The 13,162-nt window shown below is 41.9% G+C and carries 11 protein-coding genes; 2 read left to right on the top strand and 9 right to left on the bottom strand.

Annotation, left to right across the window (positions count from 1 at the left end; genetic code table 11):
- Positions 1–63: 63 nt before the first annotated feature.
- Both fusA and JIG37_RS02230 read left to right on the top strand, forming a co-directional pair.
- Positions 64–2,151, top strand: a complete 2,088-nt coding sequence (gene fusA, locus JIG37_RS02235) for an elongation factor G (protein ID WP_138599084.1) — start codon at positions 64–66, stop codon at positions 2,149–2,151.
- 387 nt (positions 2,152–2,538) lie between these two features.
- Positions 2,539–2,955 carry a hypothetical protein gene (locus tag JIG37_RS02230; protein WP_138599083.1) on the top strand — a complete coding sequence of 139 codons (417 nt, stop codon included), beginning with the start codon at positions 2,539–2,541 and terminating at the stop codon, positions 2,953–2,955.
- 43 nt (positions 2,956–2,998) lie between these two features.
- Here JIG37_RS02230 and JIG37_RS02225 read toward each other — a convergent pair whose 3' ends face one another.
- From JIG37_RS02225 to ubiB, 9 genes are all read right to left on the bottom strand, one after another.
- Positions 2,999–5,776 carry an ExeM/NucH family extracellular endonuclease gene (locus JIG37_RS02225; protein ID WP_199528615.1) on the bottom strand — a complete coding sequence of 926 codons (2,778 nt, stop codon included), beginning with the start codon at positions 5,774–5,776 and terminating at the stop codon, positions 2,999–3,001.
- A 131-nt stretch (positions 5,777–5,907) separates the two neighbouring features.
- Complete coding sequence (gene hemB, locus JIG37_RS02220) at positions 5,908–6,918, bottom strand: porphobilinogen synthase (RefSeq protein ID WP_194442461.1); 1,011 nt, start codon at positions 6,916–6,918, stop codon at positions 5,908–5,910.
- A 13-nt stretch (positions 6,919–6,931) separates the two neighbouring features.
- Entirely contained in the window at positions 6,932–8,788 is a 1,857-nt protein-coding gene (locus JIG37_RS02215; RefSeq protein ID WP_199528614.1) for a diguanylate cyclase, read from the bottom strand.
- 1 nt (position 8,789) lies between these two features.
- Entirely contained in the window at positions 8,790–9,572 is a 783-nt protein-coding gene (locus JIG37_RS02210; RefSeq protein ID WP_138599080.1) for a TatD family hydrolase, read from the bottom strand.
- A complete protein-coding gene (locus JIG37_RS02205; protein WP_054552340.1) occupies positions 9,572–10,096 on the bottom strand; it encodes a hypothetical protein in 525 nt (174 codons plus the stop codon). Before JIG37_RS02205 ends, JIG37_RS02210 begins: the two co-directional genes overlap by 1 nt.
- Before the next feature lies 1 nt (position 10,097).
- Positions 10,098–10,838 (bottom strand): twin-arginine translocase subunit TatC, encoded by a 741-nt coding sequence (gene tatC / locus JIG37_RS02200; RefSeq protein WP_063700986.1) that lies wholly within the window; start codon positions 10,836–10,838, stop codon positions 10,098–10,100.
- A 50-nt stretch (positions 10,839–10,888) separates the two neighbouring features.
- Positions 10,889–11,221, bottom strand: coding sequence for a Sec-independent protein translocase protein TatB (gene tatB / locus JIG37_RS02195; protein ID WP_054552342.1), 333 nt, complete (start codon positions 11,219–11,221; stop codon positions 10,889–10,891).
- A 5-nt stretch (positions 11,222–11,226) separates the two neighbouring features.
- Entirely contained in the window at positions 11,227–11,466 is a 240-nt protein-coding gene (gene tatA / locus JIG37_RS02190) for a Sec-independent protein translocase subunit TatA (protein ID WP_054552343.1), read from the bottom strand.
- 77 nt (positions 11,467–11,543) lie between these two features.
- On the bottom strand, positions 11,544–13,145 hold the full coding sequence (ubiB, locus tag JIG37_RS02185) for a ubiquinone biosynthesis regulatory protein kinase UbiB (protein ID WP_054552344.1): 1,602 nt from the start codon (positions 13,143–13,145) through the stop codon (positions 11,544–11,546).
- Positions 13,146–13,162 lie beyond the last annotated feature (17 nt).

The raw sequence follows: 13,162 nt of genomic DNA, 5'->3' as shown, positions 1-13,162 counted from the left end.
GTTCGCTTTAAGTAATGCTATACTCCCGCCGAATAATTTTTCGACTTTATTAAGAGTAAAATAATGGCAGATTTATCGAAGTACAGAAATATAGGTATTTTCGCCCACGTTGACGCGGGTAAAACTACTACCACCGAGCGTATCCTTAAGCTTACGGGTAAAATTCACAAAAGTGGTGAAACGCATGACGGTGAGTCTACTACTGACTTCATGGAACAAGAAGCTGAGCGCGGTATTACAATCCAATCAGCAGCTGTAACTTGTGAGTGGAAAGGCCACCGCTTAAACGTTATCGATACTCCGGGACACGTTGACTTCACAGTAGAAGTATACCGTTCACTTAAAGTACTAGACGGTGGTATCGGTGTATTCTGTGGTTCTGGTGGTGTTGAGCCGCAGTCAGAAACTAACTGGCGTTATGCGAACGAATCAGAAGTTGCACGTGTAATCTTCGTAAACAAACTAGACCGTATGGGTGCTGACTTCTACCGTGTAGTTGATCAAGTTAAAAAAGTACTAGGCGCAACTCCATTAGTGATGACTTTACCAATCGGTATCGAAGACCAATTCACTGGTGTAGTAGACGTACTTGAGAAAAAAGCATACGTTTGGGATGAGACAGGTCTTCCTGAAAACTACGAAGTACAAGACGTTCCAGCTGACATGGTAGACAAAGTTGATGAATACCATGAAATGCTTGTTGAGTCTGCTGTTGAGCAAGACGAAGACTTAATGATGGCTTATATGGAAGGTGAAGAGCCTTCTTTAGAAGACATCAAACGTTGTATCCGTAAAGGTACTCGTGACCTTGCGTTCTTCCCAACATACTGTGGTTCTGCATTCAAAAACAAAGGTATGCAACTAGTACTAGATGCGGTTGTAGATTACCTACCTTCGCCTACAGAAGTTGACCCACAACCTCTAACTGATCCTGAAACAGGTGAGCCTACTGGTGAAGTAGCAACTGTTTCTGCAGATGAGCCACTTAAAGCGTTAGCATTCAAAATCATGGACGACCGTTTCGGTGCACTTACGTTCATCCGTATCTATTCTGGTCGCATGAAGAAAGGTGACACAATCCTTAACTCAGCAACTGGTAAAACAGAGCGTATCGGCCGTATGGTTGAGATGCAAGCTGACGAGCGTACTGAGCTTACTGAAGCACAAGCGGGTGACATCATCGCTGTTATTGGTATGAAGAACGTTCAAACTGGTCACACTCTTTGTGATCCTAAGCACGAATGTACACTTGAAGCGATGATCTTCCCTGATCCAGTAATCTCAATCGCTGTTGCTCCTAAAGACAAAGGCGGTAACGAGAAGATGGGTGTTGCTATCGGTAAGATGGTTGCAGAAGATCCTTCATTCCAAGTTGAAACTGACGAAGATTCAGGCGAAACCATCCTTAAAGGTATGGGTGAGCTTCACTTAGATATCAAAGTAGATATCCTTAAGCGTACTTACGGCGTAGACCTAGTTGTTGGTCAACCTCAGGTTGCTTACCGTGAAACTATCACGAAAGAAATCGAAGATAGCTACACGCATAAGAAACAATCTGGTGGTTCTGGTCAATTCGGTAAGATCGATTACCGCATCAAGCCAGGCGAGCAAAACTCAGGCTTCACGTTCTCTTCATCAGTTGTTGGTGGTAACGTACCTAAAGAATTCTGGCCTGCAGTTGAGAAAGGCTTCGCATCAATGATGCAAGAAGGTGTTCTAGCTGGCTTCCCAGTATTAGACGTTGAAGTTGAACTTTTCGACGGTGCTTTCCACGCAGTTGATTCATCAGCAATCGCGTTCGAAATCGCTGCTAAAGGCGCTTTCCGTCAGTCTATCCCTAAAGCGGGTGCACAACTTCTTGAGCCAATCATGAAAGTTGACGTATTCACTCCGGAAGACAATGTAGGTGACGTAATCGGTGACCTTAACCGTCGTCGTGGTATGATTAAAGACCAAGAAGCTGGCGCAATGGGCGTTCGCATCAAGGGTGATGTACCACTTTCTGAAATGTTCGGTTACATCGGCCACTTACGTACTATCACTTCTGGTCGTGGTCAGTTCTCTATGGAGTTCTCACACTACGCACCATGTCCTGCAAACGTTGCTGAAACAGTAATCGCTGCAGAAAAAGAGAAAAAAGCTGCTAAGTAATTAGCCTTTTAACTTCTTTTAAAAAAACCCGCACTTGTTGCGGGTTTTTTATTGCCTAAAATAGACCGCTTATTAAACGAATTGGTGTGATACCAACCCGCAAAAATACTTAATCATTTTGAGGTTTTATTGCCTCAAAATAGACAACTTAATTAAGCGGATTGGTATGAGTGGTATAAATTATAATATTTTAATTTAAATCTGTGATAAGTAAAAAGTAGCGGTTTTATAATGAGTTGTGGTCCAGTTTCTTTTTTCTAGTACAAAAGTATTTTTTTGTACCTTGTGTCCCTTTTTTAGACTCTGTAAAATAGCAATCGAATGATTCTTTAATCATTTTGTATTAAACGTCAGCTTATTATCATTAAAATTTTAAGATTCAGCCTCATGAAAACGATAAAGTTAAGTCCTAATTGGACTCTACAGGGAACCAAGATAGCGTTTGCTATTCTTGTTTTATTAAGCGTTACTTTTCTTGGAACATCGCTACTTTTGTTTCTTTTACCTATTTTGCTCTTTATAACTATTTTAAATTTCTTACAACTGCGCTTTTTGCACTGTTATAAAGCGGGAATTTGTTATTCGCGTGGAATTAAAAAGCGTTATATTAACACTGAAGATATTGCTGCAGTTGAGTTCTCTCAGCTCGCATTTCTAACTATTTTTAAAGTGGATTTAGTAAATGGAAAAAGCTGCCAATTCTTTAATTGGCAAGTTAGCGATGAGCAAAAAATTGAGATTGAAAGACTCTATAAGGCAAAAGCCAACTCTAGAGTTGAATCAGTTTTAGAGTGTGAAGTATAAAAAAGGCCGCGATAAGCGGCCTTTTTACTTAATGCAGTGTCGCTTATTTTTTCATGCGACGACGAAGTGCAAATGGTAAAGCAAGTAGACTTAACCAAGCAAATGAACCAGAATCATCATCTTTTGACTCTTCTTCAGTTTCATCTTCTTCAACTTCTTCGGTTACATCATCTGCCACATCATTGGTAATGTTGATGTAGAGTAATTGTGCTTCTGATAAGTTGCCTGCGCTATCTTCTGCACGGATCATTAATGTAAGCTTGTCTTCTTCTTCAAAATCGAGCTCTTTGGCTACTGTGATTTCACCTGTAGCACTGATTGCAATCGCGTCAGCATGTTCACCTTCAATGCTAAAGCTAACGACAGGTGTATAATCAGCGTCACCATCAGAGAAAACAAGTTGACCAATCACAGCGCCCACCTCACTGTTTTCAACGATTTCGAATGATTGCTGAACTTCGATTACTGGCGCTTGTTGTTCTGGAACAGGCTCAGCAGATTGGATATCAACAATCACTGGGTCGTGATCAGATGCACGGTATGCATCGTCAGCGTAAAGGCTAGCTTGTTGTGTCGATGATTTATACTCAAGGTTGTAGTCTAGGCTGATTGGCTCATCGGCATTGATATGCCAATCCGTAGCAGCAACAACTTTAGCAAGCATAGATTCAGAGACTAGTGCGTGGTCAAGGCTACCAATGCGGCCAGAGAAGCTATAAGAGTAACCTAATGTGTCGCCGTCTAGTTCAGCAACTGCACTTTTCAGACCTTTATCTGCAAATGCACGGATAGGATCTTCCATCGCATAAGCGTTCATATCACCGACTAGGATGATATCTTCATCTTCAACTTCAGTTGGGTAAGTTGCTAACCAATCAGCATATGCATTTGCACCCGCAACACGGATTTCATTCCAACATGCTTGACCATCGCCTAGGTCAGCATTATTACCTTCAGCGCTACCACAGCCGCCTTTAGATTTTAGGTGGGCAACGGCAACAGTGAAAATTTCTTCGCTTTCAAGAGATTGGAAGCTTTGTGCAATTGGCGGGCGATTACTGTAATCGAAAGGTTCTACTGTAGTATGAGCAGCCTTACCAACTTCAGATACTTTATTTGATCGATAAATCAGTGCTGTTGTGATTGCATCAGTACCAATTTGGTCAACGCCGAAATCAACGAATGCGTAGGTATTTTCTGCATCTTCATCATTAAGTGCAGATACTAGGCTAGCAATGGCGCTATTTTCACCGAAACCGTCATTTTCGATTTCCATTAAGCCAATCACATCAGCATTTATAGCCGTGATTGCGCTAACTAATTTAGCTTCTTGGCGAGTAAACTCTTCTTCGCTATCTGCACCACGGCTAGTTGGGAAGCCTGCACCTTGGCCGTCGCCATTAAAGTAGTTTAATACGTTAAAGCTTGCTACACGTAGATCTGCATCTTCGTTAAGCTCTGGTGCATCTGTACGAGGGTTAGTTGCAGTGAACTCAGGTTGTACTGTAGGGTGAATACGATAACGGTCGAAGCTGTAACCCATTACACCGGTAATCGTATTAACAGTATCGCCTAAACGTAATGTGTTATAGGCATCAAGGCCCGTACCTGGGTAAGCAATAGGATCAAGGTTTTGCTTTGTTGAACCATCGTCGATTAAGATTTGTTTTTTCAGGTTTTCAGCTTCAACAGCATTTGCTGCATCGCCTGGAAGCGCTACTTGAGTTCCTTGGTATAAACGCTCAGTACCTAAGTCAACTTCACCATAGCGACCAAGGCCGTAGTTGTTATTAACGACTAAAGGTTGCGCGATGGTTACTAACATACCTTCGTAAGCTTCAAGGTCTGCCACGTCAGTAACTGGTAAAGTGATAGCGGTTGCATCAGTAGATAAACCTGTCGCACAGATCTCAACTTGGCTAACATCGCCTAGTTGTGTTGCACTGTAGTATTCAGCAACGCTACCTTTTACACGCACATGGTCACCAACTGCAACGTCGGTATCTGCGAAATAAACAAATACACCTTCAGAAGTTAGTGGGTTTGTATCAACATCAGCAGCAAGTGAGCTAATGAAGAAACCTTTTAGTTGATCATCACCTTGGAAGTCAGCTGTAACAACACCTTCAACTTCTACTTCAGTGTTAATAAGCGGGCTGTCGCCGCCTTCACCTTGAATTGCGCTGATTAAGGTTTTTGCTGCACCACACTCAAGGGGAGTGACAGGTTCTGGCTCAGGCGTTGGTTCTGTGCTCTCACCATATTGACCAATATTGCTGAAATCGTCTTGGTCGAATTGCTCCCACTCATCGCTTGGGTTGAACGCAGAGGTTGCATCAGTTCGGCCTGTAGTAACCGTTGCTTTACGACGCAGTGTTTTATTTTGTGTTGAAACGCCGCCTTCATCCCATGCTGAACCTGGATCAACGCCCAGTTGACCAAAGCTATCAACAATTGCACCATCTTTAGTTAGCACTAATGCGTCATCACCGTTGAAGTAAGTGATTGTTGATTCAGTATCTGCATTGGCTTTTAACTCATCAGCAGAGCCCGCATTTACAATAACGTAGGTTGCATTTGCTGCAAGAGTACCGGTTAAAGCTAAGCTGTTATTAGGGTCTGCTAGATCGCCGTTACCATTTGAGTATAAAGAGATGGTGTAACCGTCAAGCGATAGTTCAGTACTCGATGTGTTGTATAGCTCTACCGCTTTATTGTTAGAGCTTCCTTCAACATATTCAGAGATGATTAGGTTGGCAGAAGCAGGCGCGCTCAGGCTTGCAATAACAAGCGCGAGCGGCGTTAATTTTGTATTTATCATTATTTTTCCCGTGTATGTATTATTAAAGTCCCAATATGGGACACAGTACTTTAAGAAAAATCTATGACAAATTAAATACAAAATGTTAATAAAATAGAAATAATGACCTATTTTAAGAACATTTTTTTAAGTTAGTTGTTTTTTAACCATTTTGCAGCTTGTTTTGCAAAATAAGTCAGGATGCCATCGGCGCCAGCGCGCTTAAATGCTAATAATGACTCCATGATTATTGCATCTTCTGCAAGCCAACCGTTATCAATGGCTGCTTTATGCATAGCATATTCACCACTTACTTGATAAGCAAATGTGGGCACACCAAACTCATCTTTTACGCGGCGTACTACATCTAAATATGGCATACCTGGTTTTACCATCACCATGTCTGCACCTTCTTGCAGATCAAGGGCTACTTCACGAATCGCTTCATCAGAGTTGGCAGGGTCCATTTGATAGGTCTTTTTATCGGCACCTTTTAAGTTGCCTGCAGAACCTACCGCATCACGGAATGGGCCATAGTAGCTTGAAGCGTATTTAGCTGAGTAAGCCATGATACGAGTGTGGATATGGCCTTCGGCTTCGAGAGCTTCACGAATTGCACCAATACGTCCATCCATCATGTCTGATGGCGCAACTACATCAGCTCCAGCTTCGGCATGCGATAGCGCTTGTTTAACTAAGATTTCAGTTGTTACATCGTTAATCACATAACCGTCTTCATCGATGATGCCGTCTTGACCATGAATAGTGAATGGGTCAAGTGCAACATCTGTGATCACACCTAATGTAGGAAAAGCTTCTTTAAGTGCGCGTACAGTGCGTTGTGCTAATGCATCTGGGTTATAGGCTTCTTCAGCAAGAAGGGATTTTTTATCGCTCGGTGTTACCGGGAAAATAGCGACGGCAGGTACACCTAGCTCTACAAGCTCTTTCGCTTCCTCAAGCAACAAATCAATAGAAAGACGATCTATACCTGGCATAGACTCAATGGCTTCGCGGCGGTTCTTACCTTCTAGCACAAATACAGGAAAAATAAGGTCATTTACAGTTAGTTGGTTTTCAGCCATTAGGCGACGAGAGAAGTCATCACGACGCATGCGGCGCATACGTGTATAAGGGAAAAGGTCGAGTCCTGATTGGGCCATGCTTTGTATACTCCTAGTCTGGTAGAGGATAACTCACTACGCGATTTCGACCTGTTTGCTTGGCATGATATAAGGCTTTGTCGGCATAGTCAGTGAAAAAACTTGGGTTATTAATGTCTTCAGCAATTGCGCTGTAAACACCTGCACTCAAAGTAAATTTAATCGTTGTTCCGGCAACTATTATATCAGTATTTTGGGCTGCTTTGCGTATTTGTTCGGCAATTTCTAATGCACCTGCCAGTGGCGTATTAGGCAACAGCACGACAAATTCTTCGCCGCCGTAGCGTGCCACTTCATCGAGAGGTCGTTTAAGATGCTGTTTGATGACATCGGCAGCTGCTTGAATGGTTTGATCACCGGTTAAGTGACCGTAGGTGTCATTAATTGCTTTGAAATGGTCGATATCTAACATGATGATGGCTAAAGGTGTTTGTTCACGTCGCGAGCGACGAATATCCATCAGTAGCTTTTTATCGAAGTAACGGCGGTTCTTGGTTTTAGTGAGAGCATCTTCCATATTGAGTTGTTCAAGCTCTCGGTTTTTCTCTTCAAGCTCGCGTAAGGTCACTTGTAACTCAAAGGTACGCTCTTCAATATTAGCTTCAAGATCTTGGCGTGCTTGCTCTTGCAGTTCAAGGCGCTCACGCATTAAGGTATCTTGTGCTTTACTCTCTGCTAGTGCATTTTGTTGCGCTGCGACTTCAGCGTCGCGTTGCATCAAAAACAATTTTATTACCGCATAACTCAAGCTCAAGCTACAAACTAAAAAGCAAACGAAGGTGAGCGAAAGCATTCCGATATTTAAATCAAATGGATTAAATACACCGAGTGCACTGTAAACAATGGCACAGAAGAAAGCGAACAAAGCAACAAAAAAGCCAATGCACGGCTGCTTATATTCATGATTAAACTGTTTTAGAGCAATACCTGCAAAAATGATAAGCACCGCAGGTAAACTCAATAAGCAGAGTGTGATAGCAATATGAATAGGCAAAAACCACATTGTTATAGTGGCAAGCACAACTGCCCATGCTAGCCAATACTGAAAACGGTTTAAGCGAGATTTGGTAAAGCCGAATATATAGCCTTGCAATGGTACAAATAACGCACCACAGATAAAAAATAGAGTTGGGATTGTCAGTTGTTGAAACGATGAGCCACTAGGTTGTAAATAACGATAACCAAAGCCATAAAGGTAAGCCAAAGAAAGCCACAGCAAGGTAAGTAATAATCCTGTATAGGCGAAATAGCGGCGTCTAGAAAAGCCATAAAGCACTAAATTAGTGAGTGCGAGTGATAATATAAAACCGACTAATAAACCGTACAATAAATTAAATTTACTTTTATGCTTTAGGTATTCTGAGGGTTTCCAAAGGCTTAGAGGTACTCTTAAACCCCCATTGTTTTTAACTTTAAGATAAACAACGGAGTGGCTGGCTTTTGGAATGGTTAATGAGACTAACAGAGACTCATTTTTGATTTGCCGATTAGATAATGGGACTGCATCCCCAATCTTTGTGTTAAATATTAATTGGCTACCTTGAAGATGAAACACGCTCACTTCATCGAGTAAAGGGTTATCTATCGATAATATCAGTGGAATAACATCTAATGAGGTGTTTCTTATCGATAGCTTGAGCCACATTGGTTTTAGAGTCATACCTAGATTTAGGGTTTCGCCTTGGCTTGAATGCCAAGTTACATTGTTACTGCTAAAGGCTTGCTGTTGAGTGATAGGATCAAGGGTGTACTCAACATTAAGCGTATGTTGAGATTTGAATTGTGAACTAACAACAATGGAGTTAGCCTGCAAGTAAGGAGTAAATAAAACAACGAAGATTACGCCACAAAGTGACCATAGGCGCTTCATCTTAACCCTTTATGGAAAATAATTGCTGAAAGTTTAGTGTAGTTTGTTTTGCCACTTCAGTAAATTCTGAGCCTTTTAAATCAGCAATTTGCTGACATACATAAGGAAGGTTCTGAGGCTCATTACGGCGAGTTTTAGGTCTAGGCCTAATATTTCTCGGCATTAAAAAGGGCGCATCAGTCTCAATTAACAAGCGATTTAAAGGGATAGTTGGTACTAAGGCTTGTAGTTGTTCACCACGGCGTTCATCGCAGACCCAGCCCGTAACACCGATATAAAGCCCCATTGCTAGGTAACTTTGGAGTGCGTTTTCGTCACCCGTGAAGCAGTGTAGTACGCCTCGTACCTTGTAATCACTCAAGATTGCGAGCATATCTTCGCTGGCATCTCGCTCATGCAAATACACAGGCATATTTAGTTGCTCAGCAAGCTGTAACTGGCGTCTAAAAACGCTGCGCTGAACATCGCGAGGAGAAAAGTCACGATTGTAATCGAGGCCACACTCGCCAATTGCAACCACTTCAGGGTGTTGGCTGAGAGTTGTTAAGTGTGCTTCAAGCTGATCATCTGCAGTTTTTGCATCATGAGGGTGGACCCCAGCTGTGCAAAATTGCTTAAACTGTTTGGCGAGTTTAAGAGAGGCTTGGCTACTTTGCAGATCGCAGCCAATAAGAAGCATCTGTGTTACATTTGCCTCTGCGGCACGTTGTAACACAGCTTGATGAATATCATCAAATTGATGATTGCTTAAATTGACGCCAGCATCAACTAGCGAATAGTTCATTAGTCAGTACGCTTAACACGAATTGAACGGTTTTGCCCTTCGATTCTTAACAAGAATGAATTGAAAACGCCTCGTTCAATTATGACTTTGTCGCTCACCTCTAGCTTCATTCTATCTGAGCCTACTTGGCGCCACTGTTGACCGTTTTCTAGTTCTATAATCAGCTCCCCGTAAGGCGCTTTTCTAACGCTCTTAACCACTGCGGTTATTTCGTCATCATTTTTTTTTGCAACTTCTTTGTGTTCTAAACCAAAGTCTTCATTTTTTGTTTTTAGAGCTTGTTCACTTGTTGCGGCTGCTGCGGCAACAGGAGCTGCTGAGCTAGTTACAGGTTGCTCAATTTGTTTTTTTGTAGCCGGTTTTGAAAGTGATTTACCTGCCATTACGTTGTCGTAACAAAGTAAGCGGTTAAAATCATTTTCAACAAAAGTACAGGCTTGCAATGCTTGTAAGTTAACTTCGTCTGCCTGTGCAGTACCAGCAATAGTTAAAAGAGCAACGAAGGGAATGAGTTGTTTTTTCATTTTATTCCTCGGATTCCTGTTGAGGTTTGGCGGTATAGAATGCAGCCAAAATTAAACCTAATTCAAATAATAACAGCATGGGTAATGCTAGTAATGTTTGTGACAGTACATCAGGAGGTGTTAAGAACATGGCAACCACGAATACACCTACCACGATATAAGGTCGTTTTTCTTTTAAACTTTTCGTTGTTGTTGCGCCACTCCAGCATAACAGCATGATGGCAACAGGTATTTCAAACGCAATACCAAAAGCAAAAAACAGTTTTAAAGCAAAACTTAAATAACTACTAATATCAGGTGCTAATGTCATCATATCAGGGCCAGTATTAGTAAAAAACCCTAAAATAATAGGTAGCACCACAAAGTAGCAAAATGCGATACCACTATAAAATAGCAAGATACTTGAGGCCAAAATTGGCATTAGCATGCGCTTTTCATGTTGATACAAACCTGGTGCTATAAAGCTCCAAACTTGATGCAGTATCATGGGAATAGCAGCAAATAACGCCACAAATAAGGTGAGTTTAAACGGTGCAAAAAAAGGTGCTGTTACATCCGTTGCGATCATGGTGGCAGTGCTTGGCAAGTTTGCAATCAGTGGAGCTGCAACAAAGCTATAAATATCGTTGGCAAAATACACCAAGCTGATAAATATTAGCAAAATGCTTAACAAAGCTTTCATGAGTCGGTTTCGTAACTCAATCAAGTGGCCAACAAAGCCTGTGTGAGCTTGCTCGGTCATAATTTACTATTCATCATCATTGTTATTGACCACAAAAGCAGAGATTAAATTCACTTTTTTTCGTCATTATTGTTAGTTTCTGCTTTTTCTGGTGTGTCTTTTTTATAACTGTGGGTAACTGACTGAGCAGCCTTTTGAAGTTCGTTTACAGAATCTTGCAGATCTGGTGTGAGCTCTTGCAAGTTTTGCTGTTCTGCTTTTTTTAAGTTCTCGTGAAGCTCATGGATACGGAGTTCTTCGTTCACTTCAGCTTTCACTGAATTGGCGACTGACTTTAATGTTTTTACCCAGCGGCTAACTGTACGAATTGCCACAGGCAAGCGCTCAGGGCCTAACACAATCAGACCTACGATAAGTACGACAACAAGTTCCCACATCCCCATGTTGATTAAGCCTTATGGTCGTCTTTGCTTTTCTCTACGGTTTCTTTGCTTTGCGTGTTAGAAGCTTGCTCTATTTGCTCGCTTTTGGAATTAGTTTGGTCATCATCAGACACGGCTTTTTTAAAGCCTTTTACTGCGCTACCTAAATCACCGCCAATGCCACGAAGTTTCTTTGTGCCAAATAACAACACGATGATTGCTAAAATAATGATTAATTGCCAAATACTGATACCACCAAAACCCATGGGTTACTCCGTTTTTATCAAATTTATTGAATAGACTTGCCTTGATTATACCCACCAAAACATAAATAGCACTTAGTTTATGCGCTTCGCCATGCTGCAATAAAGCCTGCTATAGCAAAGCCTGCGGTAATTACACTGGCGACTAAGTCATGCTGTAAATAACATAAGCCTGAAACTATTAAACAGCTACCAGCAAAGATACTAAGTAACAAAGGCTTAGCAGATTGCGGCGCTGGCAATTGTACAGGTTGTTGTTGACGCTTTAAGTTTTGATAAATTAAATCAGGTAATTCAGGCATTTTTTCTGCCCAAAATGGCAAGTTCGCATACATTTTTTTCATTACTGCAAGCGGACCAACTTGTTCTTTGACCCAATCTTCTAGAAAAGGTTTAGCGGTTTTCCATAAATCAAGCTGCGGATACAGTTGTCTGCCAAGGCCTTCAACATACAACAGCGTCTTTTGTAGTAACACTAATTGCGGTTGAACTTGCATATTAAAGCGACGAGCCGTATTAAACAGGTTAACTAGCACGTGGCCAAAAGAGATTTCGGCCAGTGGTTTGTTGAAAATTGGTTCACACACAGTACGAATGGCAAATTCAAACTCTTCAATGCTGGTATCGGCGGGTACCCAGCCAGAATCAACATGCAGTTGCGCTACTTGGCGGTAATCACGGTTGAAAAAGGCAATAAAGTTCTCTGCTAAATAGCGTTTATCTTCACGATTAAGGGTGCCCACAATGCCGCAATCAATGCCGATATATTTTGGGTTATGAGGGTTTTCACGTGAAACGAAGATATTACCCGGATGCATATCAGCGTGGAAGAAACTGTCGCGGAATACTTGTGTGAAAAATACTTCGACTCCACGCTCAGCTAGTAGCTGCATATTGGTATTTTGTGCCAGTAATGCGTCGGTATCTGATACCGGAATACCATAAATGCGCTCCATTACTAATACGTTACTGCGGCTGTAGTCACTATAAACAAAGGGAATGTAGAGCGAATCTGAGTCTTCGAAGTTACGGCGTAGCTGAATCGCATTCGCCCCTTCACGCATTAAGTCGAGCTCATCGAGCAAGGTTTTTTTGTACTCGTTTACTACCTCTATAGGGCGTAAACGTTTGGCTTCTTTTAATAACTTAGCCACTAAGCGTGCGACTTTTTGCATTAGCATTAAGTCGGCATCAATTTGCTCTTTAATGTTAGGGCGAATGACCTTAATCACCACATCTTGTGGTGCGCCATGCTCATCTATTAAGGTTGCCGTGTGAACTTGTGCAATCGAGGCTGATGCCAAAGGTGTTTGCGAAAAATCACTAAATAATTCACTAATATCATTAATACCGAGCGCCTTTTCGATCAGTTGCTGGGCAAGCTCACCTTCAAAAGGTTCAACCTGATCTTGTAGCAGTGCAAGCTCTAATGCGACATCATGCGGCAGTAAATCACGGCGTGTAGAAAGCATTTGACCAAACTTGATCCACACCGGGCCGAGCTCTTGCAATGCAAGTCTTAAGCGCATACCTGCAGGTTTATCTTTATGTTGGTTACGTAACCAAAATAAGCTGCCACGGGCGAGTTTGGCAAACCAAGGCACTCGTTTACGTGGAATTAATTCGTCTAAGCCATAGCTCAGTAGGGTTTTAGTGATGTAATAAAGACGAGCAGACGACACACAAGTTCCTTAGCGCA

Origin of the sequence: Pseudoalteromonas sp. bablab_jr010 (assembly GCF_016464105.1) — a bacterium.
GTDB lineage: Bacteria > Pseudomonadota > Gammaproteobacteria > Enterobacterales > Alteromonadaceae > Pseudoalteromonas > Pseudoalteromonas simplex.
The sequence above is the reverse complement of the archived record's forward strand: the minus strand, read 5'-3'. Positions and strand labels throughout refer to the sequence as shown.

Bases quoted from the DNA above. Each gene is read 5' to 3' on its own strand.
- tatC (WP_063700986.1), bottom strand. From the start codon at position 10,838: ATGACCGAGCAAGCTCACACAGGCTTTGTTGGCCACTTGATTGAGTTA.
- JIG37_RS02215 (WP_199528614.1), bottom strand. From the start codon at position 8,788: ATGAAGCGCCTATGGTCACTTTGTGGCGTAATCTTCGTTGTTTTATTT.
- hemB (WP_194442461.1), bottom strand. From the start codon at position 6,918: ATGGCCCAATCAGGACTCGACCTTTTCCCTTATACACGTATGCGCCGC.
- tatA (WP_054552343.1), bottom strand. From the start codon at position 11,466: ATGGGTTTTGGTGGTATCAGTATTTGGCAATTAATCATTATTTTAGCA.
- fusA (WP_138599084.1), top strand. From the start codon at position 64: ATGGCAGATTTATCGAAGTACAGAAATATAGGTATTTTCGCCCACGTT.
- JIG37_RS02205 (WP_054552340.1), bottom strand. From the start codon at position 10,096: ATGAAAAAACAACTCATTCCCTTCGTTGCTCTTTTAACTATTGCTGGT.
- tatB (WP_054552342.1), bottom strand. From the start codon at position 11,221: ATGGGGATGTGGGAACTTGTTGTCGTACTTATCGTAGGTCTGATTGTG.
- JIG37_RS02210 (WP_138599080.1), bottom strand. From the start codon at position 9,572: ATGAACTATTCGCTAGTTGATGCTGGCGTCAATTTAAGCAATCATCAA.
- JIG37_RS02230 (WP_138599083.1), top strand. From the start codon at position 2,539: ATGAAAACGATAAAGTTAAGTCCTAATTGGACTCTACAGGGAACCAAG.
- JIG37_RS02225 (WP_199528615.1), bottom strand. From the start codon at position 5,776: ATGATAAATACAAAATTAACGCCGCTCGCGCTTGTTATTGCAAGCCTG.